This window comes from Streptomyces sp. NPDC001156 (assembly GCF_053598275.1).
The window spans coordinates 1-23827 of record NZ_JBSFJX010000014.1; the positions used below are offsets into that span (position 1 = coordinate 1).

A 23827-nucleotide genomic window follows, 5' to 3' on the forward strand; every position below is an offset into this window, starting at 1 on the left:
GTCATGACGGCCTCGGTGCGCAGCGGGTTGATCTCCGAGACGGCGCCGACGAACGTGGTCTTGCCCACGCCGAAGCCGCCCGCCACCACGATCTTGGCGGAGGTGGTCGCCCGACCACCGTCAGAGCTTGCGAAGTCCACTGAGCACCCTTTCGAGCAGTGTCACGTCCGGCGCGCCGCCGTTGTTCTCGTCGCCACCCGGTTGGTGGATGGCGACGAGGCCGGCCTCCGCGAGGTCCGCGACGAGGATCCGTGCCACACCGAGCGGCATGGCCAGCAGCGCCGACACCTCGGCCACCGACTTGACCTCACGGCACAGGTGGCAGATCCGCTGGTGCTCCGGCAGCAGCCCCATCAGCTGCGCCGGGTCGGCCGTAGTACTGATCAGTGCCTCGATGGCGAGCTGATAGCGCGGCCGGGTCCGGCCGCCAGTCATCGCGTACGGACGGACCAGCGGCTGGTCGCCCTCGTCCCCGTACGGCTCTGCGTACGGATCGTGAGAGGCGGTGGGCGGGGTCATGAATCCTCCGGGCGGGACAGCAAGTCGGTCAGTCGTGCCGTCTGACGGGGCCGGTGGGGGGATTGTGGCGGCCGGACGGTGAATTGGTGAGACAGGTGGTGCCGGGGCCGATCAGTGAAGCAGACTGCCCTGGAGTTCGGCGCGAAGGTCCGGGGTGAGCACCGCACCCGCGCGGTCGACCAGGAGTGCCATCTCGTAGCCGACGAGGCCGATGTCGCACTCGGGGTGTGAGAGTACGGCGAGCGACGAACCGTCCGAGATGGACATGAGGAAGAGAAAGCCGCGTTCCATCTCGACGACCGTCTGCGCCACGGTGCCGCCCTCGAAGATGCGAGAGGCGCCGGCGGTCAGCGAGGTGAGCCCGGAGGCCACGGCCGCGAGCTGGTCCGCGCGATCGCGCGGGAAGCCTTCCGACAGCGCCAGAAGGAGTCCGTCGGCGGACACGACGACGGTGTGGGACACCCCGGGGGTGTTGTCCACGAAGTTGGTGATCAACCAGTTGAGGTTCTGTGCCGCCTGGCTCATCGGGCTCAACTAACGCTCCTGCTGGTGAGTGGGGCTCGGGTAGCTGCCGGTCTGGTGGGGACCGGTGCCGGCCTGGCGACCCTGAGCGATGCCCCGTCGGAGATTGGTCAGCCGGCCGCGTACGTCATCGGGCGCACGCGAGACCTGCGGACCGGTGTGGTGCTGTTGCTGTTGGGCTGTGCCCGGCACGAGGTTCGCGCGCGGGACCCGGCGCGGCAGGCCGGAGGTGGTCACGCCGCCCGCGGCGGGCTGGCGTACTCGCTCGGCCTGGCGGACGAGCTCGTCGTTGGGCGAGGTGCGCCAGGCCGCGGTGGCGGCCGGACGCTGAGGCGGGGCGGCGGGAGGCTGCTGCGGAGCCCGCGGCGCGTAGCCGTTGCTCTGCGGCTGCTGTCCCTGTCCGCCGCGGAACCAGTTGGTCTCGAGCGTGTCGTACAGCGGCGTACGCCCGTCGCCGGGGCCCGGCGCCGGCGGCAGCGCCTCCGGCGCCTGACGGCGCGGCGGCTGCTGCGGCTGCTGCGGCTGCTGGGGACGCTGCGGGGCCGGCGGCCGGGAGGCCCCGTAGCCGTTGGCGCCGGCCTGTGGCCGCTTGAACTGGCCGGTGGAGGACGGGTCCTGCGGATTCCCGTGGCCCGGGGCGGCGAACTGGCCCGTGCTGGAGGTGTCGTAGCCCGGGGCGCTGAACTGGCCCGTGTTGGAGCCGTCGTAGCCCGGAGCGGCGAACTGACCCGTGTTGGAGCCGTCGTAGCCCTGATTGGCGAACTGGCCCGTGGAGGAGGGACCCTGGGCCCGGCCGGGCGCCTGGTACTGGCCCGTGGGGCTGCCCTGGTCGCGGGTGCCGTAGACGTCCGGGCGGACGTACTGCCCGCCGTTGTTCGGCGCACCCGCCCCGGGACGCGGGGCGTTGAAGTCCGGCCGCGGGAACTCGGAGGTGGAAGCGGGGCCCTGGCGGTCGTCGATGCGGGGCATGGGCGAGGTGGAGGACAGGGCGTCCGGCTCCTCGTGACCGCGCGGGGTGTCCAGCGAGGCCCGCGGCACCGGCGGCTGGGCGTTCTCGTCGCTCCAGCTCGGGGTGCGCTGCTGGTTGCCACCGGGCAGCTCGGCACGCGGACCGCCGCGGCCGGGCAGCTGCGGACGGCGGCGCGAGCCGCGTTCCTTGGGCTGCTTGTGCTGCTTCTGTTTCTGCTGGGGCTGCTGAGGCTCGGCAGTCGGGGCGCCGTCGCCGAAGCCGCCCTGGCGGGAGCTCGTCTCCTGCGCGCCCTGGGCCGCCTGGGGACCGCCCTGGCCCTGACCGAAGGCACCGGTACCCGCGCCCGCCGGGGCGGGCCGGCCCTGCTGCGGGGAGGCGGGGGCCTGCGGGCCGCCGGGACGTCCGCCCGGGGCGCTGCCGGGCAGTGCGGCGCGCGGGCCCTGCCCGGCGCCCACCTGACCGCGCTGCGGGGCGGCACCGAGACCGGCGCCGCCGGCACCGAACGAGGAGCCGCTCTGCTGGGCCTGCCGACGGGCCGCGGCCACACCGGCGGCGGCCTGCGCGGCGGCCGGGCCGCCGCTCTGTGGGGCGCCCTGGCCCGGCTTGCCGGCCGGCTTCTTGCCGCCCTGGGCGACGTCGACCGGGAGCATGACCAGTGCGGTCGTACCGCCGGAGTCGGACGGGCGCAGCTGGATGCGGATGCCGTGGCGCTGCGACAGACGACCGACCACGAACAGACCCATGCGCCGGGACACCGACACGTCCACGGTGGGCGGCGAGGCGAGTCGCTCGTTGATCTGGGCGAGGTCCTCGGGGGACAGGCCGATACCCGTGTCGTGGATCTCGATCAGCACCCGGCCGTCGGGCAGGGCGTGACCGGTGACCTTGACCTTGGTCTGCGGCGAGGAGAACGAGGTCGCGTTCTCGAGCAGCTCGGCGAGCAGGTGCACGAGGTCGTTGACGACCCGGCCGGCGACCTCGGTGGCCGGGACCGCGGCCAGCTCGATGCGCTCGTACTGCTCCACCTCGGACGCGGCGGCGCGGAGCACGTCGACCAGCGGGACCGGGCGGGTCCAGCGCCGGCCGGGCTCTTCACCGGCGAGGACGAGGAGGTTCTCACCGTTACGGCGCATACGCGTCGCGAGGTGGTCGAGCTTGAAGAGCGAGGACAGCTGGTCCGGGTCGGCCTCGCGGGACTCCAGTTCGGAGATCAGCGACAGCTGGCGCTGGATCAGACCCTGGGAGCGGCGTGAGAGGTTGGTGAACATCGCGTTGACGTTGCCCCGCAGCAGGGCCTGCTCGGCGGCGAGGCGGACCGCCTCGCGGTGCACGTCGTCGAAGGCCGCGGCCACCTGGCCGATCTCGTCCCGGGAGTGCACACCGACCGACTCGACGGAGGTGTCGACGTCCTGCGGGTCGGACTCGGACAGCTGCTTGACCAGCTCGGGCAGTCGGTCCTGGGCGACCTTGGTCGCGGTGTCCTGCAGACGGCGCAGCGAGCGGATCATGGACCGGGCCACGACGAAGGCGCCGACGAGGGAGACACCGAGGACGAGGAGGATCAGCGCACCGGAGATCAGCGCCTCGCGCTCGGAGGCGCTGCGCAGCTCGCGGGCCTTCTGCTCCATCTCCTCGAGGAGCGTGCCCTCGATCTTCTTCATCTGCTCGATCTTGGCCGTGTCGTCGTCGATCCAGTCCTTGTACGAGCGCTTGTCCTGGTTGCTGATGCCGGAGGCGTTCTGCAGGACGCGGGTGGCGTAGGTGTCGGCCGACTCGATCGTCGGGCTGCCCTGGTCGATCGGCTTCGTGAGCTCCTCGGCGCCGTCGCCGTAGACGCTGTGGAAGCTGTCCAGCTCGGATTTCTCGCTCTCCAGGGCCGATTTGGCGTACTGGCGGTCGTTCTCGGAGATGTTGCCGAACGTGGTGTTAGTCACCGGCAGGGCCGCGGCGATGACCGCGCGCTGTTCCGAGGCGTACTCCTTGGCGGTCGAGAAGGCCGCCAAGGCGCGGGTGCGCTGGATCATCTCCGGGTTGCTGGTCGCCTCCGCCATGTCCTGGGACAGGCTGAGCAGCTGGGTGATCAGGCGGTGGTATGCCTCGACCGTCTGCGTGGAGTTCTTCGGGTCCTTGTAGGCGGTGGCCCGGATGGAGCTGAGGTTGTTGAGCTGACTCGCGATGCCGACGACGCTCTCGCGGACGCCGGAGAGCTTGCCGCTGTCGGAGGCGTCGCTGATCTCCTGGGTGCCCTCCAGGAAGGAGGCGCGAGCGCGGTTCGTCTTGTCGCGGGCGCCCTTGACCTCGAAGTCGTCGTTCGCCGACGCGCCGTGGGCGAGGGGGCCGGCGGACTGGTCGCGCTCCTCCTGGAGGGCGGCGGCCAGCTGTGTCGCCTGCTTGGTCATGTCCGTCAGCAGCTTCATGTTGTCCAGCTGCTGGATCTGGTCCAGGTTGTCGTTGATGCGCAGGGCACCGAGCGACGTGGCGGCGACCACGGGGAGCGCGAGCAGCGAGACCAGACGCGTGGAGATGCGCCAGTTGCGCAGGGCTACGCGCGGGCCGGGGTCGGTCGAGTTGGTGATCTTGGGTGGGGCGGGCGGTATGGGGGCCGCAGTCACGCCGGTGCGCCCAGGCCGCTCGGAGCCGCCGCCGGACGGTGCCGGTCCCGGGTTCTGGGCGTGCTGGGGCGAGGAACCACGGTCGGTCCCGCCGTGCGGCTCCGGCTCCGCCGAAGCGCTGCCATCCCTCTTGAAACGTCCCTGCACTAGCGTCGCAACCTCTGGACCAGGCGCCCCTCCGCGCAAGCGACGGGGCGGTGTCGGCGTCGTGAGGGGGCGTCCTGAATACGCCCCCCTGGTGGTCGTGAGTGACCGGCGCTGGCTCCCCCTGCCCGCCGCTGCTCGGCGCTGCGTTGCGCCCCCTGAGCGCCGGTGCGATCCCGCGGCGGTCCGTGGAATTCCAGCACAGTGGCGGATCTCCAACAAGGCCAATGGTCCAGCCCGTGACCGCCGTGACAGCTTGTGAGTGCGCTGTCACGAGCTGTAGAAAGCCGTCTCCCTCATAAGGGACTTAAGGCGGCGAACCGCTGGTCCATGCCCGGTGTCCCAGTCGCCATGATCAGGAGCGGAATGCGGGCTTCAATAGGCCAATGTCCGTTTCGAGAGGGTGGAGTCGCGGCCCACATTGCCCCTTTTGTTCGTCACGTAGTGAGCAAACTCACACCTAGCTCATGCCCTCTTCCGGCTTCCGGTGGGAATTGCATGTTTAGCCTGACGCTTTACAGGGACGGCGAATCCGACAACCCGCGCCCCGTGGAAGGCCTCAGAGGCCTGCCGGGCGCCCGCAAGGACAAGGTCAACGACAACAGTGAAGACCACGATGATGTTCCGCACGATAGCCAACCCGCGGCGCACGACGCTGGCGCACCTCGCCGACGCCGAAGAGCTGCAGGCACCGGCGACGCCGGAACGGTCCGTCGACCTTCCCGCTCAGACCGCCAACCCCAGGCGCACCGTTCTCATGGAGGTCCCGGTCCAGGCCTCCGCCGCCGAGTAGTACGCGCCGCAGGCGCCGCCCGCTCAACCGCGATTCCGCAGGAGGAGAGCGTGGCGGCCACGCCGCGGCGCTCATGCGCACCGCGACGCGAGCGATCACGCGGCCCGGGCGACGGCGGGGTGACCGATCGCACGGCGGCTCCTGCGACCGGTGGGCGACCGATCGCGCGACTCCGGCGTCCGCGGGCGAGCGGCCGGCGGGGCCCGGCGGTCCGCCGTAATGCGCGAGGTCCCCGCCCCTTGCCGCGTTAGCCTGGAGCGTCAGACTCCAGCCGGCTCAGTTAGGGGCGCAAGGATCCCGTGCGCATCGCCAGATTCTCCATCGACGGGAATGTCGCCTTCGGCGCGGTCGAGGGCGACAAGCCGGACGAACTCGTCCTCGACATCATCAAGGGCATCCCGTTCGCGGACTTCGAGCTCTCCGGCACCAAGGTGCCGCTGAGCAAGGTCAGGTTGCTGCCGCCGGTGCTGCCCAACAAGGTCGTGGCCTTCGGCCGCAACTACGCGGAGCACGCGCGCGAACTGGGGAACGAGGTCCCCGACGTTCCGTTCGCCTTCTTCAAGCCGTCCACCTCCGTGATCGGCCCCGGCGACGAGATCGCCTACCCGCCCTTCTCCCAGGAGCTGCACCACGAGGCCGAGCTGGCCGTGGTGATCGGCCGTCTGTGCCGCGAGGTGCCCCGTGAGCGCGTCAAGGACGTGATCCTCGGTTACACCTGCGCCAACGACGTCACCGCCCGCGACGTCCAGCGGCGCGAGAAGCAGTGGGCGCGGGCCAAGGGCTTCGACACCTCCTGCCCGCTGGGCCCCTGGGTGGAGACCGACCTCGATCCCAGCGATCTGACCATCCAGCTCACGGTCAACGGGCAGCAACGCCAGCTCGGCCGTACCAGCGAGATGATCCACTCGATCGAGGATCTGATCGTGAACATCACCGAGGCCATGACGCTGCTCCCCGGCGACGTGATCCTCACGGGCACCCCCGCGGGGGTCGGCCCCCTCAGTGTCGGCGACGAGGTCGCCGTCACCATCGAAGGCATCGGCACTCTCACCAACAAGGTGATCAAGCGTGGCTAACGCGAACGTCCGCGTACGTTTCTGTCCCTCCCCGACCGGCAACCCCCATGTGGGCCTGGTCCGCACCGCCCTGTTCAACTGGGCGTTCGCCCGCCACACCGGCGGCACGTTCGTCTTCCGCATCGAGGACACGGACGCTGCCCGCGACTCCGAGGAGTCGTACGTCCAGCTCCTGGACTCGCTGCGCTGGCTGGGCTTCGACTGGGACGAGGGCCCGGAGATCGGCGGCCCCCACGCGCCGTACCGCCAGTCGGAGCGGATGGACATCTACAAGGACGTCGCGCGCAAGCTCCTGGACGGCGGATACGCCTACCACTGCTACTGCACGACAGAGGAGCTGGACGCCCGCCGCGAGGCCGCCCGCGCCGCCGGCAAGCCGTCCGGGTACGACGGGCACTGCCGCGACCTGTCCGCCGAGCAGGTGGCGGCGTACGAGGCCGAGGGCCGCACCCCCATCGTCCGCTTCCGGATGCCCGACGAGACGATCACCTTCAGGGACCTGGTCCGCGGCGAGCTGACGTTCACGCCGGAGAACGTGCCGGACTACGGCATCGTGCGGGCGAACGGGATGCCCCTCTATACGCTCGTGAACCCGGTCGACGACGCGCTGATGGACATCACCCACGTGCTGCGCGGCGAGGACCTGCTCTCCTCCACCCCCCGCCAGATCGCGCTCTACAAGGCGCTGATCGAGCTGGGCGTCGCGAAGGCCGTGCCCGATTTCGGTCACCTTCCGTATGTGATGGGCGAGGGCAACAAGAAGCTCTCCAAGCGCGACCCGGAGTCGTCGCTGAACCTCTACCGCGAGCGCGGCTTCCTGCCGGAGGGCCTGCTCAACTACCTCTCTCTGCTGGGCTGGTCGCTCGCGCCGGACCGCGACATCTTCTCGGTCGAGGAGATGGTCGCCGCCTTCGACATCTCGGACGTGAACCCCAACCCGGCCCGCTTCGACCTGAAGAAGGCCGAGTCGATCAACGCCGACCACATCCGCCTGCTGGATGTGAAGGACTTCACGGAGCGCTGCCGGCCGTGGCTGAAGGCCCCGTTCGCGCCCTGGGCGCCGGAGGACTTCGACGAGGCGAAGTGGCACGCGATCGCCCCGCACGCGCAGACCCGGCTCAAGGCGCTGTCCGAGATCACGGAGAACGTCGACTTCCTGTTCCTGGCGCAGCCGGTGTCCGACGAGACGTCCTGGGCGAAGGCGATGAAGGAGGGCAGCGACGCCCTGCTGAGCACAGCCCGCGAGAAGCTGGAGAGCGCCGACTGGACCTCCGCCGAGTCGCTGAAGGAGGCCGTCCTGGCCGCCGGTGAGGTCCACGGCCTCAAGCTCGGCAAGGCACAGGCCCCGGTCCGCGTCGCGGTCACCGGGCGCACGGTGGGCCTGCCGCTCTTCGAGTCCCTGGAGGTCCTGGGCAAGGAGAAGACGCTGGGCCGCATCGACGCGGCGCTGGCCAGGCTGGCCGCCTGACCCTTCCGTACGTGAGGGGCGGCACCCGAACGGGTGCCGCCCCTGCTGTGTTTCCGCGGTGGTCCGCCGGGCCGGTGGAAAGGGACGGACAGGGCCGCCGGCCCCGGGATACCGTCGGAGCATGAGCATCAGCGCCGTCGTCTGGGACGTCGACGACACTCTCTTCGACTACACGACCGCCGATCGTGTCGGCATGCGGGGGCACCTGGCCACCGAGGGGCTGCTCGGCGGGTTCGGGACCGTGGAGGACGCGCTCGTGCGGTGGCGGAAGATCACCGACGAGCAGTGGGCGCGGTTCGCGGCGGGGGAGACCTCCTTCGAGAACCAGCGCAGGGACCGGGTCCGGGTCTTCGTGGGCGAGGAGCTGACCGACGCGGCGGCCGACGCCTGGTTCGCGCGCTATCTGGGTCACTACGAGGCCGCCTGGGCTCTCTTTCCGGACGTCCTGCCCGTCCTGGACGCACTCGCCGCGAGTCACCGGCACGCGGTGCTGTCCAACTCGAGCCTGCACGTGCAGGAGCGCAAGCTGCGCACGCTCGGGGTCCGCGACCGCTTCGAGTCCGTTCTGTGTGCCGCCGAGCTGGGCGTGTCCAAACCGGACGCCCGTGCCTTCCGCGCGGCCTGCGACGCCCTGGGCCTCGCTCCGCACCATGTGGCGTACGTCGGGGACCACCCGGAGATCGACGGCCGCGGCGCGGCCGAGGCCGGGCTCATGTCCGTGTGGATCGATCGCAGCGCGGTGAGCGCCGTCCCGGACGGGCGTACCCCGCCGCAGGCGGAAGGAGCCGCCGGTCCGCACCGGATTGCCTCCCTCGCCGAACTCCCCGCGGTCCTCGGCGCGGATACCCGTTTTGGAGCGCCGTCCACCTTCGGGTAATGTTCTTCCTGCGCCGCCGGGGAGCGGGCCGAAAGGCCGGAACCGAGGGCGCAAGCTAGAACAAAACCCCCTTTGGGGCTTGCGTTCCAGTGGCCTATGGTGTAATTGGCAGCACGACTGATTCTGGTTCAGTTAGTCTTGGTTCGAGTCCAGGTAGGCCAGCTCGCAGAGCTCATCTGCACCCGCGGATCTCATCCGCGAGCCCCCGTTGTGTAGCGGCCTAGCACGCTGCCCTCTCAAGGCAGTAGCGCCGGTTCGAATCCGGTCGGGGGTACAGATCCTTCCCGTCGAGGACAGCTGGGTCGCTCCCGCTGGTTTCGATGCAGGATCGCCAGGGCCCCCGTTGTGTAGCGGCCTAGCACGCCGCCCTCTCAAGGCGGTAGCGCCGGTTCGAATCCGGTCGGGGGTACGAACTGGTCTAAACCACATTGGTCTATGGTGTAATTGGCAGCACGACTGATTCTGGTTCAGTTAGTCTTGGTTCGAGTCCAGGTAGACCAGCTCGGATCTGCGGAAACGCAAGATCCTCGCCCCCGTTGTGTAGCGGCCTAGCACGCCGCCCTCTCAAGGCGGTAGCGCCGGTTCGAATCCGGTCGGGGGTACGTGGACGCAGGGCCCTCACTTCGGTGGGGGCCCTGCGGCATTTCTGAGTGCCTCTCGGACGCCGGGCGCCTCACTCCAGACCGTAGCGCCGCGCCGACTCCTCCTCCTGCGCCAGTCGGTGCAGCGCACGCAGCACCGGCTCGAAGAGCACGGCCGCGGCGACCGCCGTCTCGACCTTCTCCTCTTCCGAGGTGTGCGTCTCCATGAAGTCGAGGTCGCGCTGTGCGACCTGCCGCATCAACTCCGCGTATGGTGCCATGAGTTCGGCGTCCCAGCGATAACCGAGCCGCATCAGCGTGGCCACCGCCACCACCAGCGAGCGGTGCACGGGCGACAGGGGCGCGAGTTCGCGCGCTGTCTCCCAGCCGAGCCCCCGCAGCAACGTGTCCACCTCCCGGCGGGCGGCCGCCACCGCGGGGTCCTCCTCGTCCGGCTCCGGCCCCTGCGGCAGTGCCCACAGGGCCGCGCCCAGCCGGATCGTACGGCCGAGCGATTCGTCGCCGACGTGCGAGAGGACCTCCTTGGCGGTCGCCACCGGCACCCGGCCCACCTGGATCAGTGCGCGTACCAGTCGCAGCCGGCGCAAATGGCTCTCGTCGTACTCGGCCGTCGTCGCGTTGACCTGGCGGCCCGGTGCCAACAGCCCTTCACGCAGGTAGTACTTGATCGTCGCGGTGGACACACCGCTGCGCTCGCTCAACTCCGACAGCCGCATCCCTTGCGCCTCTCCTCGGGTGGCGCCACTATCCAAGCACGAGGCGCTCGGATAGTGCTGCTAGCCAATGTTGGGCCGAGGAGGGCGTCATGTTCGGGAAGCCCATGGCCGCAGGCCGCACCACCGCGGCGGCCGAAGGGGACGTCGTCGTCCTGCTGATCGGCATGAGGATCAACCACTTCTGGGCGGTGCACCACTGGCTGCCGGCGTTCCTCGCGATGCCGCGCATGCTGCGCGAGCTGGGGAAGGACCCCGCCCGGGGGCTGCTCGGCCATGTCCTGCTGACGGCATCCCCGCGGACCTACTACGTCGTCCAGTACTGGGAGTCCAAGAAGAAGCTCTACGCGTACGCCTCGGCGTCCGACATGTTCCACCACCGGGCGTGGGCGATGATCAACCGCAAGGAGAAGGCGGGGAAGGCCCAAGGGCACGTGGGGATCTGGCACGAGACCTATGTGGTGCCGGAGGGCTCGTACGAGTCGATCTACGCGGACATGCCGGCGTTCGGCCTCGCGGCGGCGCACGGGCAGGTGCCGTTGGAACGGCGGCAACGCCGGGCGATGGACCGCTTCGCGTACCGGTCCGGGACGAAGCCCGGCCGGGCACCGTCGTCTTTGGCGTAGTGCCCGGTCCGCGACCGGTCTTGATCTCTCTCGCCGGGCCGACCTGCCGGGCGACGGGTGTGGATCATGCGTGTACGTGCGCAGTTGATCGCGTCCGTGGTGCGCGCGAGCCGCGCCCCCTTGTGTGACTCGTCGTCCTGGAAGTGGGCCTGCCGCGGCGTTGAGGCCGGCCCACTGCCGGTGACGTGGCGATCGCTCAGCCGGAGCGGCGCAGGGCCTCGGAGAGGCGGGCGGCCGCGTCGATGACGGCCTGGGCGTGCATACGGCCCGGGTGGCGCGTCAGGCGCTCGATGGGGCCGGAGACGGACACGGCGGCCACCACGCGATTCGAGGGGCCGCGTACGGGAGCGGACACGGACGCCACGCCCGGCTCGCGCTCTCCGATGGACTGGGCCCAGCCGCGGCGCCGTACGCCCGACAGGGCCGTCGCCGTGAAGCGGGCGCCCTGCAGGCCCCGGTGCAGGCGCTCCGGCTCCTCCCAGGCGAGCAGGATCTGTGCGGACGAACCCGCCTTCATGGTGAGGGTGGAGCCGACCGGGACGGTGTCCCGAAGGCCGGACAGACGTTCCGCGGCGGCGACGCAGATACGCATGTCTCCCTGGCGGCGGTAGAGCTGGGCGCTCTCGCCCGTGATGTCGCGCAGGTGGGTCAGCACCGGCCCCGCCGTCGCCAGCAGCCGGTCCTCACCCGCCGCCGCGGCCAGCTCGGCCAGCCGGGGGCCGAGAATGAAACGGCCCTGCATGTCACGCGCCACCATGCGGTGGTGCTCCAGCGCCACGGCCAGGCGGTGGGCCGTGGGTCGTGCCAGTCCGGTGGCGCCGACCAGGCCCGCGAGGGTGGCCGGACCGGACTCCAGAGCGCTCAGGACGAGGGCCGCCTTGTCCAGAACGCCGACGCCGCTACTGTTGTCCATGCAACGATACTCGCGTCTCACTCTGTGAAACGCAAGTTCAATTTTCCGTGGAAGGGGCCACCCTGGAAGGCACGGCGGCCTGCGGACCGACGGGCCCGGAGGCACACGCCCGCGAACCAGAGGCTCGGGCGCTGCCACCCCAAGATCTCTAGTTGGGTCGGCCCACCACGCCGGCCGAAGGGAAAGCGATGGGTAGGACACTCGCGGAGAAGGTCTGGGACGACCATGTCGTCCGGCGCGCCGAGGGCGAGCCCGACCTCCTCTACATCGATCTGCACCTGCTGCACGAGGTGACCAGCCCGCAGGCCTTCGACGGCCTGCGCAAGAGCGGCCGCCAGGTGCGCAGGCTCGACCTCACCATCGCGACCGAGGACCACAACACCCCCACCCTCGACATCGACAAGCCCATCGCGGACCCGGTCTCCCGCGCCCAGCTGGAGACGCTGCGCAAGAACTGCGCCGAGTTCGGTGTGCGCCTGCACCCCCTGGGAGACGTCGAGCAGGGCGTCGTACACGTCGTCGGCCCGCAGCTGGGCCTGACCCAGCCGGGCACGACCGTGGTCTGCGGCGACTCGCACACCTCCACGCACGGTGCCTTCGGCGCGCTCGCGTTCGGTATCGGCACCTCCCAGGTCGAGCACGTGCTGGCGACCCAGACACTGCCGATGGCCCGTCCGAAGACGATGGCCATCACGGTCGACGGCGAGCTGCCCGAGGGGGTCACCGCCAAGGACCTGATCCTGGCGATCATCGCGAAGATCGGTACCGGCGGCGGACAGGGTTACATCCTGGAGTACCGCGGCTCCGCCATCGAGAAGCTCTCGATGGAGGCCCGGATGACCATCTGCAACATGTCCATCGAGGCCGGCGCCCGTGCGGGCATGATCGCTCCGGACGAGACGACCTTCGCGTACCTCAAGGGCCGTCCGCACGCCCCCGAGGGCGCCGACTGGGACACCGCGGTGGAGTACTGGAAGACCCTGCGGTCCGACGGCGACGCGGAATTCGACGCCGAGGTCCGCATCGACGCCGCGGCCCTCTCGCCGTTCGTCACCTGGGGCACCAACCCGGGCCAGGGAGCGCCGCTTTCGGCGTCCGTCCCCGACCCTGCTTCGTACGAGGACGCTTCGGAGCGCCTGGCCGCGGAAAAGGCCCTGGAGTACATGGGGTTGACGGCCGGACAGCCGCTGAGCTCCATCGACGTGGACACCGTCTTCGTAGGCTCCTGCACCAACGGCCGCATCGAGGACCTGCGCGCCGCGGCCTCCATCCTCAAGGACCGCAAAGTCGCCGACGGCGTACGGATGCTGGTCGTCCCGGGCTCCGCGCGGGTGGGTCTGCAGGCCGTGTCCGAGGGCCTGGACGTGGTCTTCAAGGAGGCCGGCGCCGAATGGCGGCACGCCGGCTGTTCGATGTGCCTCGGCATGAACCCGGACCAGCTGGCCCCGGGCGAGCGCTCCGCGTCCACCTCCAACCGCAACTTCGAGGGCAGGCAGGGCAAGGGCGGCCGTACCCACCTGGTATCGCCGCAGGTCGCCGCCGCCACGGCGGTCCTCGGCCACCTGGCCTCCCCGGCCGACCTGTCCGACGTCCCCGTGCCCGCTGGAGTCTGAGAACCATGGAAGCCTTCACCACCCACACCGGCCGGGCCGTCCCGCTGCGCCGCAGCAATGTCGACACCGACCAGATCATCCCCGCCCACTGGCTCAAGAAGGTGACCCGGGACGGGTTCGAGGACGGGCTGTTCGAGGCCTGGCGCAAGGACCCGGAGTTCGTGCTCAACCGACCGGAGCGCCAGGGCGCCACGGTGCTGGTCGCGGGCCCCGACTTCGGCACCGGCTCCTCCCGCGAGCACGCCGTCTGGGCCCTGCAGAACTACGGCTTCAAGGCCGTGATCTCCTCCCGCTACGCCGACATCTTCCGTGGCAACTCGCTCAAGAACGGCCTGCTCACGGTGGTCCTGGAGCAGAAGATCGTGGACGCCCTGTGGGAGCTCACGGAGAAGGACCCGACGGCTGAGGTCACCGTGGACCTTGAGGCGCGTGAGGTGCGGGCCGAGGGCATCACCGCCCCCTTCGAGCTGGACGAGAACTCCCGCTGGCGGCTGCTGAACGGCCTGGACGACATCTCCATCACGCTGCAGGACGAGGCCGGCATCGCCGCCTACGAGGCCCGGCGCCCCTCGTACAAGCCGCGGACGCTCCAGGCCTGACGCCCGGCCCCGCAAGGGCTGGTTTCGGCCACCGCAACGCCACTCTGTACCCCCAATCGTGGACGGTTGGGGGTACAGCCGTGTCTGCCCCGAACAGGCCCGGCGCGCCGCCTCGCTCAGCAGCAACTGCCCTGGTTACAAGGGTGATTGCCGGGGTGCGCGGACCCCGGAGCCGTGCCGCGCCGGGGCGCTCGAAAAGACTGGCGGAGCCGACAGTTGCCCCCAGCGCGGGCGACAACTCGCCCCAGATGGCACAATCTGTGCATGGACGACGACGGCCAACTCGAGCTCTATACGGCGGTCGCGACCCAACTCAAGGAAGCGCACGCCAGGGTGCGCGCACTGCAAGTCCCGGAGGGCGTACGGATGGCGCTGACCCGGAAGCTGCTGGTCATTACGGCCGCGGCCAAGCACGATCCCGCCGAAGCGACCAGGCGTCTCGAGCGGTTCATGACCGACCTCGACGAGGAGCGAATCCCCGAAGAGGAACTCTGAGACGCCGAGTCTGTTGCGGCACGAGGGTGATTAGCCCGTTTCGTGTTTGATTTGCGGTATATATCTGCCTAACGTGCGAAAAAGCTTGAACACTTTCGTTCTGGCGATGTCTCCGAAGGGGAAGACGTGAACAAGGCGCAGCTCGTAGAAGCGATTGCCGACAAGATGGGCGGCCGCCAGCAGGCCGCCGACGCTGTCGACGCGGTCCTGGACGCCATCGTCCGCGCGGTTGTCGGAGGCGACCGGGTCTCGGTCACCGGCTTCGGTTCGTTCGAGAAGGTTGAGCGGCCGGCCCGTTACGCCCGCAATCCCCAGACGGGTGAGCGGGTTCGGGTCAGGAAGACCTCTGTGCCGCGCTTCCGCGCGGGTCAGGGCTTCAAGGACCTGGTCAGCGGCACGAAGAAGCTGCCGCGCGGTGGTGAGGTCGCGGTCAAGAAGGCGCCCAAGGGCAGCCTCCAGGCCGGCGGTGCCGCCGCCACGGTCAAGAAGGCCGCTGCCAAGAAGACCGCTGCCAAGAAGGCGGCGCCCACGAAGAAGGCCGTCGCCAAGAAGGCCCCTGCCAAGAAGACGACTGCCGCCGCGAAGAAGACGGCTGCCAAGAAGACGACCGCGAAGAAGACCACCGCGGCCGCCAAGAAGACCACTGCGAAGAAGACCACTGCCAAGAAGGCTGCTGCGAAGAAGGCCCCGGCGAAGAAAGCCCCGGCCAAGAAGGCGACGGGACGCAAGACCACCGCCAAGAAGACCACGGCCCGCAGCTGAACGGGCCGCACGGACACTCACGCGACGGGCCGGACTCCCCTGGGGAGCCCGGCCCGCGGTCTGCCCAGGACTGTGCTCAGAACGTGTACAGGGTCACCAGCGTGACGTGCCGGGCCTCGCCCTCGCCCTCGGTCTCGATCCGCACCCGCTGTCCCGGGCGCAGCAGCCTGAGCCCGCCCGCCTCGAAGGCCCGTGCGTCGAAGGGGACGGGAGTGCCGTCGTCGAGCAGCACCTGACCGGTGTGCGTCTCGGGGTCGTAGGTGTACGCCGTCGCCTGCATGACCGCAGCCTATCGACCGCCCCGCGGGCCCACCCCGGGCGCGTCTGCGGCGGGCCCTGCCGCATCACGCGCCGTGCTGCCCGGGGATCAGCAGCCGTGCCGCCGCCGCTGCCGTGCGCGGTCCGACGCCGAGCGCCAGCGCCGCGCGCAGATCGTCGCCGGTGTCCACGTCCTGGCGCACCGAATCCACCGACTCGAGCGCCAGTTCCACCGCGCCCGAGGCCCGGTGCCGTACACGGGAATCCGTGCCGAATGCGGGCAGCAATTCCAGGCCCGGGGCCGCGCTCAACAGCGTCGTACCGATTCCGGCGGCGTCGGGCAGAAATGCGCGGGGGAATTCGGCGGCGGCATCGAGTACCCGGGTCAATTCCACGGTGCGCAGGGCGGGGAGATCGGCGTTGAGGGCCGCCACGGGGCCGCCGGGGCGCAGCTCCTGTACGACGGCCGCCGCGTGGGCGAGCGCGGGGTTCAGACCGCCCGCCGGCTCGTCCCGGACGATGCGGGCGCCGAGGGCGGCCAGTTCCCGCCCGGCCAGCGGGTCGTCAGTGACGACCGCCACATCGAGCACCGCGGCACTGGAGAGCGCCGCGGCCACCGTGTCCTGCGCGAACGCGAGCGCGAGCCCCGGACGAAGTCCGTCCCCGGCGGTGTCCGAGAGCCTGCTCTTGGCCCGCGCCAAGGCCTTCAGGGGTACGACCACAGTCCACTGCACGAGCGCTCCGTCCCTGTTTTGTCGGTCCATTCTCACCCCGTCCGACCGGTGACGGGCGACGCCGATTCGGGCGGCGGCACATCGGGAAGGTGTGCGATCCACATCCATGCGCCGTGGTGGGTGACAGGCGGGCGTACCGTGTTCTCGACAGACGGGCGGCCTGGGGCGACACTTGTGCGGCCCACAGCCCCAGCCCCGGGCCTCCGCCCGGTCCCTAGAGGAAGGTGTCCGCGTGCCCCGCCGCAGAATCGGCTTCTGGTACCGCTTCGCAGCGGTCCTCGGCAAACCGCCGCTGTTGGTTCTGCTCAAGCGGGACTGGCGCGGAATGGAGAACATTCCGGCCGACGGTGGCTTTATCACCGTGGTGAACCACAATTCACATGTGGACCCGTTCGCCTACGGACACTTTCAGTACAACACCGGGCGCGTTCCTCGTTTCCTGGCGAAGAGCGGTCTTTTCAAGAAGGGATTCGTCGGCGCCGTGATGCGCGGCACCGGACAGATCCCCGTCTACCGCGAGAGCACGGACGCCCTCAGCGCCTTCCGGGCCGCGATCGACGCCGTCGAGCGGGGCGAGTGCGTCGCCTTCTACCCCGAGGGCACCATCACCCGCGATCCGGACCAGTGGCCGATGACCGGCAAGACCGGTGCCGCCCGCGTCGCGCTCCAGACCAAGTGCCCCGTGATCCCCATCGCCCAGTGGGGCGCGAACGAGCTCCTGCCGCCATACGCCAAGAAGCCCCAGGTCCTGCCGCGCAAGACCCACCACGTCCTCGCCGGTCCGCCCGTGGACCTCGCGCGCTTCTACGACAAGGACATGTCCCCCGAGCTGCTGAAGGAGGCGACGGAGGTCATCATGGCCGCCATCACCCGCCATCTGGAGGAGATCCGCGGCGAGAAGGCGCCCGAGAAGCCGTACGACCCGCGCGACGTGCGCATCGAGCAGCGCCGTCGGAGTGCCGAACAGGACAAGGCGCGGCAGAAGGAGGGGCAGGGCCAGTGAGCAAGCCGGTCAAGGCGGCCGTGTTCGGAACGGGATCGTGGGGAACCGCCTTCGGCATGGTGCTCGCCGACGCGGGGTGCGACGTCACCCTGTGGGCACGCCGCGCCGAACTGGTCGAGGCGGTCAACTCCACCCGTACGAACCCGGACTACCTGCCGGGCGTCGAACTCCCCGAGAACCTGCGGGCCACCACGGACCCCGCCGAGGCCGCGCGCGACGCCGATTTCACGATACTCGCGGTCCCGTCGCAGACGCTGCGCGGAAACCTCGCCGAATGGTCGCCGCTGCTCGCGCGCGGCACCGTCCTCGTCTCCCTGATGAAGGGCGTCGAACTCGGCTCCGCCATGCGGATGAGCGAGGTCGTCGAGGACGTCGCCAAGGTCGTACCGGAACGCGTCGCGGTCGTCACCGGCCCCAACCTGGCCAGGGAGATCGCCGCCCGCATGCCGGCCGCCGCCGTGGTCGCCTGCTCCGACGAGGCCGTCGCGCAGCGGCTCCAGACCGTCTGCCACACCCCGTACTTCCGGCCGTACACGAACACCGACGTCGTCGGCTGCGAACTCGGCGGTGCGGTCAAGAACGTCATCGGGCTGGCCGTCGGCATCGCGGACGGCATGGGGCTCGGCGACAACGCCAAGGGCTCGCTCATCACGCGCGGGCTCGCCGAGACCACCCGGCTCGGACTCGTCATGGGCGCCGACCCGCTGACCTTCTCCGGGCTCGCCGGCCTGGGCGACCTGGTGGCCACCTGCTCCTCGCCGCTGTCCCGCAACCACACCTTCGGCACCAACCTGGGCAAGGGCATGACGCTCGAGGAGACCATCGCGGTCACCAGCCAGACCGCCGAGGGCGTCAAGTCCTGTCAGTCGGTGCTGGATCTGGCCCGCCGGCACGGCGTCGACATGCCGATCACCGAGACGGTCGTCGGCATCGTCCACGAGGGCAAGCCGCCGGTGGTGGCGCTCAAGGAGCTGATGTCGCGCAGCGCGAAGCCCGAGCGACGCTGAGCGAACGCGCCGGGCAGACGCTGTCTCAGGGCCCTACGGGCAGGTAGTCTCATCGCGATATGAGCACCGAGAACCTCCCCCAGAGCCCTGAGCAGCCGTCCCGCAAACCGCGCGTTGCCGTTGTCTTCGGCGGCCGCAGCTCCGAACACGGGATCTCCGTGGTCACCGCCGGTGCCGTGCTGCGCGCCATCGACCGGACGAAGTACGACGTGCTGCCGATCGGTATCACCCGGGACGGCCGTTGGGCGCTCACCGCCGACGAACCCGAGCGGATGGCGATCACCGACCGCCGTACGCCGAGCGTCGAGGAGCTCGCGGAGTCCCACGAGGGCGGCGTCGTGCTGCCCGTCGACCCCGCGAACCGCGAAGTCGTCTACAGCGAGCCCGGTTCGGTGCCCAAGGCGCTCGGCGAGGTCGACGTGGTCTTCCCGGTGCTGCACGGCCCCTACGGCGAGGACGGCACCCTTCAGGGCCTGCTGGAGCTCTCCGGTGTCCCGTACGTGGGCGCGGGCGTGCTCGCCTCCGCCGTCGGCCAGGACAAGGAGTACATGAAGCGGGTGTTCACCTCGTTCGGGCTCAAGGTCGGCCGTTACGTGGTGATCCGGCCGCGCGAGTGGGAGCGCGACGAGGCCGCCGCCCGCAAGAAGATCATCGACTTCGCGGGCGAGCACGGCTGGCCGCTGTTCGTGAAGCCCGCCCGCGCCGGTTCGTCGATCGGCATCACCAAGGTCGAGGACCTCGCGGGTCTTGACGAGGCGATCGCCGAGGCCCAGCGGCACGACCCGAAGATCCTGGTGGAGGCCGCGGTGCGCGGCCGCGAGATCGAGTGCGGTGTCCTGGAGTTCGAGGACGGCCCGCGCGCCTCGGTGCCGGCCGAGATCCCGCCGCCGGACGCGCACGCCTATTACGACTTCGAGGCCAAGTACATCGACTCGACGCCCGGCATCGTGCCCGCGCCGCTGACCGACGAGCAGACCGCCGAGGTCCAGCGGCTCGCGGTGGACGCGTTCGAGGCCGCCTCCTGCGAGGGCCTGGTGCGCGCGGACTTCTTCCTCGCCGAGGACGGGGAGTTCGTGATCAACGAGATCAACACGCTGCCCGGCTTCACCCCGATCTCCATGTACCCGCAGATGTGGCAGGCGAGCGGGATCAGCTACGGCGAGCTGGTGGACCGTCTGATCCAGGCGGCCCTGCGCCGTTCCACCGGACTGCGCTAGAGGGCGTCCGGCACCGAGTTCACGAGGCGATCCCCTTGGGGATCGCCTTTGTGACGGCCGGGGCCAGATCGGCGAGCGGCCCGACGCCGTCGCCGGTCCGGTCCTTGGGGAGGTTCACCTCGACATACGCCTGGCGCAGCGTCGTGGTGAAGAGGAACGAGCCGTCGTCGCGCTTGTGCAGCAGCCAGCCGACGCCGTTCGCTTCCAGCCCGTCCGCCTCCGGATCGTTCATCTCGGCGGGCCTCTCGACACCGCAGCGCAGTATGATCGCCGGGCTTCCCCAGCCCGCCGTCAGCGCGGACCGGGGCTCGGGATCGTTCCGCTCGAGGCCGTCCACCTTCCGCGGCAGCGCCTGGTCCAGGTTCTGGCACAGCTTCGTGACCTTCGCGTCCGGGCTGGGAACCGCGGCCGAGGGGCTGTCGTCGCTTGAGGAACAGCCCGTCGTGGCGATCAGCAGGGCGAGGGCGGGTAGACCGAGTCGCCGGTGACGGAAGAAATCCACCGGCCAAGCGTAGACGGGGGCTAGAGGTGCACGACCGGGCAGGTCAGGGTGCGGGTGATGCCGTCCACTTGTTGGACCTTCGCGACCACCATCCGGCCGAGTTCGTCGACGGTGTCCGCCTGGGCGCGCACGATGACGTCGTAGGGACCCGTCACGTCCTCGGCCTGGATGACCCCAGGGATCTTGCTGATCGTATCGGCGACGGTCGACGCTTTGCCGACCTCCGTCTGGATCAGGATGTACGCCTGTACCACGGAACCTCCAGGGCGGCCACGAGGATCATGTGGGGAGAAGGGACGCCACGGTATCGCGTCGCCGCTCGCCGCGGGGAGACCCGCGGAGGCTGTGGCGTGAGCGCCGGGGAACTCCGGCGACACAAGTTGACGGTCGACTCGACCGTATCGAGGACCACGAGGGCTCGCGACCGGGCGCAGCAGGGAACAGAAGGGGACGAACGACGATGAAGGGCACCGTGGGCGAGCTGGGCGAGTTCGGGCTCATCAGGGAGCTCACCTCCCGGCTCACCACCACCCCGGCGGTCCGGATCGGCCCCGGCGACGACGCAGCGGTGGTCTCCGCGCCCGACCGCAGGGTGGTGGCGAGCACCGACATCCTCCTGGAGGGGCGGCACTTCCGCCGCGACTGGTCGACGGCCTACGACGTCGGCCGCAAGGCGGCCGCGCAGAATCTCGCGGACATCGCCGCGATGGGTGCCGTGCCGACCGCGCTGCTGCTCGGCCTCGTCGTCCCCGCCGAACTGCCCGTCACCTGGCCCACCGAGCTGATGGACGGCCTGCGCGACGAGTGCCAGGTGGCGGGGGCGGCGGTGGTCGGCGGTGACGTCGTCCGCGGCGACACGATCATGATCTCGATCACCGCGCTCGGTGATCTGCGCAACCATGAGCCGGTCACCCGGGGCGGCGCCCAGCCCGGTGACGTCGTCGCCGTCACCGGCTGGCTCGGCTGGTCCGCGGCCGGCTACGCGGTGCTCTCCCGCGGCTTCCGCTCGCCGCGCGCGTTCGTCGAGGCGCACCGGCGCCCCGAGCCGCCGTACCACGCGGGCCCGGCCGCCGCCGGGCTCGGCGCGACCGCGATGTGCGACGTCAGCGACGGGCTGATCGCCGACCTCGGGCACATCGCGGAGGCGAGCAAGGTGCGGATCGACATCCGCTCCGGGACCATCGACATCCCGTCCCAGATGAACGACATCGGGCAGGCTCTGGGCGTCGACCCGATCCAGTGGGTGCTCACGGGCGGTGAGGACCACGCGCTCGTCGCGACCTTCCCGTCGGACGTGAAGCTGCCGGCGCGCTGGAAGGTGATCGGCGAGGTCCTCAACCCGTCGGCGCTGCCCCAGGTGACGGTCGACGGTGCTCCGTGGACCAGCAAGGGCGGCTGGGACCACTTCGGGGGCATCGAGTCGTAGGGCGAGGGGCGGACGCAGGCGCCGACGACGGCCGCTTCGGCGTCCGTCCGCTCGTCGCGGCATCGTTCCCGGGCGCGCCTCGCCGCTCAGGCGCTCCCGTGGGCGTGCGGGCACAGCAAAAAGCCGGTCCACATTCGTGGACCGGCTCTGTGCAGCGAACCAGCTGTGGCCGCGCGCTTAACTGGCGTCAGCGCGAGACCTTGCCGGCCTTGATGCACGAGGTGCAAGCGTTCACGCGCTTCGGCGTCCCGCCCACCACGGTACGCACACGCTGGATGTTCGGGTTCCAGCGGCGGGACGTACGGCGGTGCGAGTGCGAGATGTTGTTGCCGAAGCCCGGCCCCTTGCCGCAGACGTCGCAGTTGGCAGCCACGGGTCACTCCAAAGACTTCAGATGCACTTACGGTTGATCCCGGCATGCCGGGATCGAGATCATAGGATCTGAGTGGCGCTGCCAGGGGGAAGGCCCGATCGGGATCGGGCAACCGGAGCAGCATACAACGCCTGCTCCCGTAGAACGAAACTACCACGGCTGCCGTGGCCCGGAGGCGCTCGCCCACGGGCCCGGCGCCCGGGATCCGTCCAGCCCTCTTCCGGACCCCGACCACTCTGGGTCTACGCTGCGTCCCACGTCCAGCAGCTCAAGGAGGCGCAGGTGGCGCAGGTGCCGCAGCCATTGGATGCTCTCGCGGTGCGCACCTGGTGCGGGCTCGCGCTCCAGGAGCTGGGGCGGACGCGCGAGGAGATCGACGCGATCAACGTCTATCCAGTGGCCGACGGGGACACCGGCACGAACCTCTATCTCACCGTGGAATCGGCCGCCGCCGCCGTCGAGGCGGTCTTCGCCGGATACGAGGCGGGCGGCACGCAGCGCCCGACGCTCGCCAACGCTGTCCGGGCCATGGCGCACGGAGCGCTCATCGGGGCCCGCGGCAACTCCGGGACGATCCTGGCCCAGCTGCTCCGGGGCATGGCCCAGGTGCTGGCCGACGGTGAGACTGCTCACACCGATGCGCAGGGACTGCGGCTCGCGCTCCACCGGGCGGCCGACTCCGCCCGTCAGGCCGTCGCCCACCCGGTGGAGGGCACCGTCCTGACCGTCGCCTCGGCCGCCGCGGACGCCGTGACCGGCACCGAGGGCGACTGCGCGGGCGTCGCGCGGGCGGCGTACGACGGCGCGCGGGCGGCGCTGGCGGCGACGCCCGGGCAGCTGGCGGTCCTGGAGCGCGCCGGTGTGGTCGACGCCGGCGGCCGGGGCCTGGTGGCGGTGCTCGCGGCCTTGGTGGAGACGTTCACCGGCGAGGCGCCGCGGCTGCCGGACAGCACCGGCCGGATCGTCCATGCGCGCGTGGACGGCGTCACGCCCCTCGCTTCCGGGGAGTGCCCGGACGTCCCGGCCGACGGAGGCGGGCCCGCGTACGAGGTGATCTATCTCCTGGAGGCCGAGGACGCGGCCGTGGCGCGGCTGAGGCGCCGGCTCGACGCTCTCGGGAACTCCCTCGTCGTGGTCGGCGGGGACGGGCTGTGGAACGTCCATGTGCACGCCGACGACGCGGGAGCCGCCGTGGAGGCGGGGGTCGAGGCCGGGCGCCCGTACCGGATCCGGATCACGCACTTCGCCGAGGGCGACGTGCACACCGGGGGCGCCGGACGGCCGCCGCGCGAGCGGGTGCAGCGCGCGGTGGTGGCGGTCGTGCCGGGGGAGGGCCTGGCCGGGCTGTACCAGGAGGCCGGGGCGACCACCGTGCTCGCCCGGGCCGGGGAACCGCCCGCGAGCGGTGAACTGGTGGAGGCGGTGCGCCGGGCGCACGCGCGCGAGGTGGTGCTTCTTCCGAACGACGCGGACCTGCGCCACACCGCGGCCGCCGCGGCCGAGCAGGCGCGCACCGAAGGCGTACGTGTGGCGCTGATCCCGACCCGGTCCGCGGTCCAGGGCATCGCCGCGCTGGCCGTGCACGAACCGGAACGGCGGTTCGACGAGGACGTCGTGGCGATGACGTCGGCGGCGGGGGCGACACGGTACGCCGAAGTCGTGGTCGCGGAACTGCAGTCCTGGACGACGGCCGGGATCTGCCAGGCCGGCGACGTCCTCGGCCTGATCGACGGAGACGTCGCGGTCATCGGCTCGGACGTCACGGCGACGGCCGAGTCGGTCCTGGACCGGATGCTCGCGGCGGGCGGGGAACTGGTCACGCTGGTTCTGGGCGACGAGGTCCCGGAGTCGATCTCGGAGCGTCTGGAGTCGCGGGTGCGGGAGTCGTACCTCGCGGTCGACACGGTGGTCTACCGGGGCGGCCGCCAGGGGGCACTGCTGCTGATCGGCGTGGAGTGACGGGACGTGCGTGCGGTGGTGAGGGACACGAAGGCGTGAGCCGC

The 23827-nt window shown here is 70.6% G+C and carries 24 protein-coding genes, 5 tRNA genes and 1 pseudogene; 19 read left to right on the forward strand and 11 right to left on the reverse strand.

From position 1 onward, the window contains the following. The 4 genes and pseudogenes from ACWDA7_RS10045 to ACWDA7_RS10060 form a co-directional block, all read right to left on the reverse strand. Positions 1-140, reverse strand: a pseudogene (locus ACWDA7_RS10045) (ATP-binding protein); the annotation flags it as partial. Continuing rightward, entirely contained in the window at positions 121-519 is a 399-nt protein-coding gene (locus ACWDA7_RS10050; protein ID WP_103838060.1) for a DUF742 domain-containing protein, read from the reverse strand. The gene ACWDA7_RS10050 and the pseudogene ACWDA7_RS10045, both read right to left, overlap by 20 nt. Before the next feature lie 111 nt (positions 520-630). Next, a complete protein-coding gene (locus ACWDA7_RS10055) occupies positions 631-1044 on the reverse strand; it encodes a roadblock/LC7 domain-containing protein (protein WP_037764993.1) in 414 nt (137 codons plus the stop codon). Positions 1045-1053: 9 nt separating this feature from the next. Further along, complete coding sequence (locus ACWDA7_RS10060) at positions 1054-4770, reverse strand: nitrate- and nitrite sensing domain-containing protein (RefSeq protein ID WP_450603669.1); 3717 nt, start codon at positions 4768-4770, stop codon at positions 1054-1056. Positions 4771-5371: 601 nt separating this feature from the next. Here ACWDA7_RS10060 and ACWDA7_RS10065 point away from each other — a divergent pair. The 9 genes from ACWDA7_RS10065 to ACWDA7_RS10105 all read left to right on the forward strand — a co-directional run bounded on the left by ACWDA7_RS10065 (position 5372) and on the right by ACWDA7_RS10105 (position 9583). Then, the gene (locus ACWDA7_RS10065) at positions 5372-5560 is read left to right on the forward strand and encodes a hypothetical protein (protein ID WP_432932954.1); all 189 of its coding nucleotides are present in this window, start codon (positions 5372-5374) and stop codon (positions 5558-5560) included. A gap of 299 nt (positions 5561-5859) precedes the next feature. Beyond that, complete coding sequence (locus tag ACWDA7_RS10070; protein ID WP_450603670.1) at positions 5860-6636, forward strand: fumarylacetoacetate hydrolase family protein; 777 nt, start codon at positions 5860-5862, stop codon at positions 6634-6636. Further along, a complete protein-coding gene (gene gltX / locus ACWDA7_RS10075) occupies positions 6629-8104 on the forward strand; it encodes a glutamate--tRNA ligase (RefSeq protein ID WP_450603671.1) in 1476 nt (491 codons plus the stop codon). Before ACWDA7_RS10070 ends, gltX begins: the two co-directional genes overlap by 8 nt. Positions 8105-8225: 121 nt before the next feature. After that, a complete protein-coding gene (locus tag ACWDA7_RS10080) occupies positions 8226-8981 on the forward strand; it encodes an HAD family hydrolase (RefSeq protein ID WP_450603672.1) in 756 nt (251 codons plus the stop codon). A gap of 90 nt (positions 8982-9071) precedes the next feature. Further along, positions 9072-9143 (forward strand) — tRNA-Gln (locus ACWDA7_RS10085). Positions 9144-9182: 39 nt separating this feature from the next. After that, positions 9183-9255 (forward strand) — tRNA-Glu (locus tag ACWDA7_RS10090). A gap of 62 nt (positions 9256-9317) precedes the next feature. Beyond that, a tRNA-Glu gene (locus ACWDA7_RS10095) sits at positions 9318-9390 on the forward strand. Positions 9391-9410: 20 nt separating this feature from the next. Further along, positions 9411-9482 (forward strand) — tRNA-Gln (locus ACWDA7_RS10100). A gap of 28 nt (positions 9483-9510) precedes the next feature. Next, a tRNA-Glu gene (locus tag ACWDA7_RS10105) sits at positions 9511-9583 on the forward strand. 71 nt (positions 9584-9654) lie between these two features. Here the strand turns inward: ACWDA7_RS10105 and ACWDA7_RS10110 are convergent. Further along, complete coding sequence (locus ACWDA7_RS10110; protein WP_450603674.1) at positions 9655-10299, reverse strand: MerR family transcriptional regulator; 645 nt, start codon at positions 10297-10299, stop codon at positions 9655-9657. 89 nt (positions 10300-10388) lie between these two features. Here ACWDA7_RS10110 and ACWDA7_RS10115 point away from each other — a divergent pair, with 89 nt between their 5' ends. Continuing rightward, positions 10389-10922 carry a DUF4188 domain-containing protein gene (locus tag ACWDA7_RS10115; RefSeq protein ID WP_450603675.1) on the forward strand — a complete coding sequence of 178 codons (534 nt, stop codon included), beginning with the start codon at positions 10389-10391 and terminating at the stop codon, positions 10920-10922. A 196-nt stretch (positions 10923-11118) separates the two neighbouring features. On the opposite strand, the gene ndgR is transcribed toward ACWDA7_RS10115, so the two are convergent. Beyond that, a complete protein-coding gene (gene ndgR, locus ACWDA7_RS10120; protein WP_039656563.1) occupies positions 11119-11835 on the reverse strand; it encodes an IclR family transcriptional regulator NdgR in 717 nt (238 codons plus the stop codon). Positions 11836-12023: 188 nt separating this feature from the next. Here ndgR and leuC point away from each other — a divergent pair, with 188 nt between their 5' ends. The 4 genes from leuC (at position 12024) to ACWDA7_RS10140 (ending at position 15304) form a co-directional block, all read left to right on the forward strand. Further along, a complete protein-coding gene (leuC, locus tag ACWDA7_RS10125; RefSeq protein WP_450603676.1) occupies positions 12024-13448 on the forward strand; it encodes a 3-isopropylmalate dehydratase large subunit in 1425 nt (474 codons plus the stop codon). 5 nt (positions 13449-13453) lie between these two features. Further along, positions 13454-14047, forward strand: coding sequence for a 3-isopropylmalate dehydratase small subunit (leuD, locus tag ACWDA7_RS10130; RefSeq protein WP_359397091.1), 594 nt, complete (start codon positions 13454-13456; stop codon positions 14045-14047). 264 nt (positions 14048-14311) lie between these two features. Further along, complete coding sequence (locus tag ACWDA7_RS10135; RefSeq protein WP_359397093.1) at positions 14312-14542, forward strand: SCO5555 family protein; 231 nt, start codon at positions 14312-14314, stop codon at positions 14540-14542. A gap of 126 nt (positions 14543-14668) precedes the next feature. Continuing rightward, a complete protein-coding gene (locus ACWDA7_RS10140) occupies positions 14669-15304 on the forward strand; it encodes an HU family DNA-binding protein (RefSeq protein WP_450603677.1) in 636 nt (211 codons plus the stop codon). A 76-nt stretch (positions 15305-15380) separates the two neighbouring features. On the opposite strand, the gene ACWDA7_RS10145 is transcribed toward ACWDA7_RS10140, so the two are convergent. Both ACWDA7_RS10145 and cofC read right to left on the reverse strand, forming a co-directional pair. Next, positions 15381-15584, reverse strand: coding sequence for a hypothetical protein (locus ACWDA7_RS10145; RefSeq protein WP_360998371.1), 204 nt, complete (start codon positions 15582-15584; stop codon positions 15381-15383). Positions 15585-15648: 64 nt separating this feature from the next. Beyond that, entirely contained in the window at positions 15649-16296 is a 648-nt protein-coding gene (gene cofC, locus ACWDA7_RS10150; protein ID WP_450603678.1) for a 2-phospho-L-lactate guanylyltransferase, read from the reverse strand. Between the two features lie 232 nt (positions 16297-16528). Here cofC and ACWDA7_RS10155 point away from each other — a divergent pair, with 232 nt between their 5' ends. Genes ACWDA7_RS10155 through ACWDA7_RS10165 form a run of 3 tightly spaced genes read left to right on the forward strand, consistent with a single transcriptional unit; the run spans position 16529 to position 19523 of the window. Further along, entirely contained in the window at positions 16529-17299 is a 771-nt protein-coding gene (locus ACWDA7_RS10155; protein ID WP_450603679.1) for a lysophospholipid acyltransferase family protein, read from the forward strand. After that, complete coding sequence (locus ACWDA7_RS10160; RefSeq protein WP_450603680.1) at positions 17296-18306, forward strand: NAD(P)H-dependent glycerol-3-phosphate dehydrogenase; 1011 nt, start codon at positions 17296-17298, stop codon at positions 18304-18306. Before ACWDA7_RS10155 ends, ACWDA7_RS10160 begins: the two co-directional genes overlap by 4 nt. A 59-nt stretch (positions 18307-18365) precedes the next feature. Further along, complete coding sequence (locus tag ACWDA7_RS10165) at positions 18366-19523, forward strand: D-alanine--D-alanine ligase family protein (RefSeq protein ID WP_450603681.1); 1158 nt, start codon at positions 18366-18368, stop codon at positions 19521-19523. Positions 19524-19542: 19 nt separating this feature from the next. On the opposite strand, the gene ACWDA7_RS10170 is transcribed toward ACWDA7_RS10165, so the two are convergent. Both ACWDA7_RS10170 and ACWDA7_RS10175 read right to left on the reverse strand, forming a co-directional pair. Further along, positions 19543-20025 carry a DUF3515 domain-containing protein gene (locus tag ACWDA7_RS10170; protein WP_450603682.1) on the reverse strand — a complete coding sequence of 161 codons (483 nt, stop codon included), beginning with the start codon at positions 20023-20025 and terminating at the stop codon, positions 19543-19545. Positions 20026-20045: 20 nt separating this feature from the next. Further along, the gene (locus ACWDA7_RS10175; RefSeq protein ID WP_017947604.1) at positions 20046-20279 is read right to left on the reverse strand and encodes an Lrp/AsnC family transcriptional regulator; all 234 of its coding nucleotides are present in this window, start codon (positions 20277-20279) and stop codon (positions 20046-20048) included. Between the two features lie 206 nt (positions 20280-20485). On the opposite strand from ACWDA7_RS10175, the gene ACWDA7_RS10180 reads away from it, so the two are divergent. After that, positions 20486-21451, forward strand: coding sequence for a thiamine-phosphate kinase (locus ACWDA7_RS10180; protein ID WP_450603683.1), 966 nt, complete (start codon positions 20486-20488; stop codon positions 21449-21451). 187 nt (positions 21452-21638) lie between these two features. On the opposite strand, the gene rpmB is transcribed toward ACWDA7_RS10180, so the two are convergent. Then, positions 21639-21824 (reverse strand): 50S ribosomal protein L28, encoded by a 186-nt coding sequence (gene rpmB / locus ACWDA7_RS10185; RefSeq protein ID WP_003993230.1) that lies wholly within the window; start codon positions 21822-21824, stop codon positions 21639-21641. Between the two features lie 282 nt (positions 21825-22106). Between rpmB and ACWDA7_RS10190 the strand changes: the two genes are divergently transcribed. After that, positions 22107-23783, forward strand: a complete 1677-nt coding sequence (locus ACWDA7_RS10190; RefSeq protein ID WP_450603684.1) for a DAK2 domain-containing protein — start codon at positions 22107-22109, stop codon at positions 23781-23783. Positions 23784-23827 lie beyond the last annotated feature (44 nt).

What these genes read in the sequence shown, in the direction of transcription:
- ACWDA7_RS10050 (WP_103838060.1), bottom strand. Translation starts at nt 519, where the DNA reads ATGACCCCGCCCACCGCCTCTCACGATCCGTACGCAGAGCCGTACGGG.
- ACWDA7_RS10055 (WP_037764993.1), bottom strand. Translation starts at nt 1,044, where the DNA reads ATGAGCCAGGCGGCACAGAACCTCAACTGGTTGATCACCAACTTCGTG.
- ACWDA7_RS10080 (WP_450603672.1), top strand. Translation starts at nt 8,226, where the DNA reads ATGAGCATCAGCGCCGTCGTCTGGGACGTCGACGACACTCTCTTCGAC.
- ACWDA7_RS10110 (WP_450603674.1), bottom strand. Translation starts at nt 10,299, where the DNA reads ATGCGGCTGTCGGAGTTGAGCGAGCGCAGCGGTGTGTCCACCGCGACG.
- ACWDA7_RS10115 (WP_450603675.1), top strand. Translation starts at nt 10,389, where the DNA reads ATGTTCGGGAAGCCCATGGCCGCAGGCCGCACCACCGCGGCGGCCGAA.
- ndgR (WP_039656563.1), bottom strand. Translation starts at nt 11,835, where the DNA reads ATGGACAACAGTAGCGGCGTCGGCGTTCTGGACAAGGCGGCCCTCGTC.
- leuC (WP_450603676.1), top strand. Translation starts at nt 12,024, where the DNA reads ATGGGTAGGACACTCGCGGAGAAGGTCTGGGACGACCATGTCGTCCGG.
- leuD (WP_359397091.1), top strand. Translation starts at nt 13,454, where the DNA reads ATGGAAGCCTTCACCACCCACACCGGCCGGGCCGTCCCGCTGCGCCGC.
- ACWDA7_RS10135 (WP_359397093.1), top strand. Translation starts at nt 14,312, where the DNA reads ATGGACGACGACGGCCAACTCGAGCTCTATACGGCGGTCGCGACCCAA.
- ACWDA7_RS10145 (WP_360998371.1), bottom strand. Translation starts at nt 15,584, where the DNA reads ATGCAGGCGACGGCGTACACCTACGACCCCGAGACGCACACCGGTCAG.
- ACWDA7_RS10165 (WP_450603681.1), top strand. Translation starts at nt 18,366, where the DNA reads ATGAGCACCGAGAACCTCCCCCAGAGCCCTGAGCAGCCGTCCCGCAAA.
- ACWDA7_RS10180 (WP_450603683.1), top strand. Translation starts at nt 20,486, where the DNA reads ATGAAGGGCACCGTGGGCGAGCTGGGCGAGTTCGGGCTCATCAGGGAG.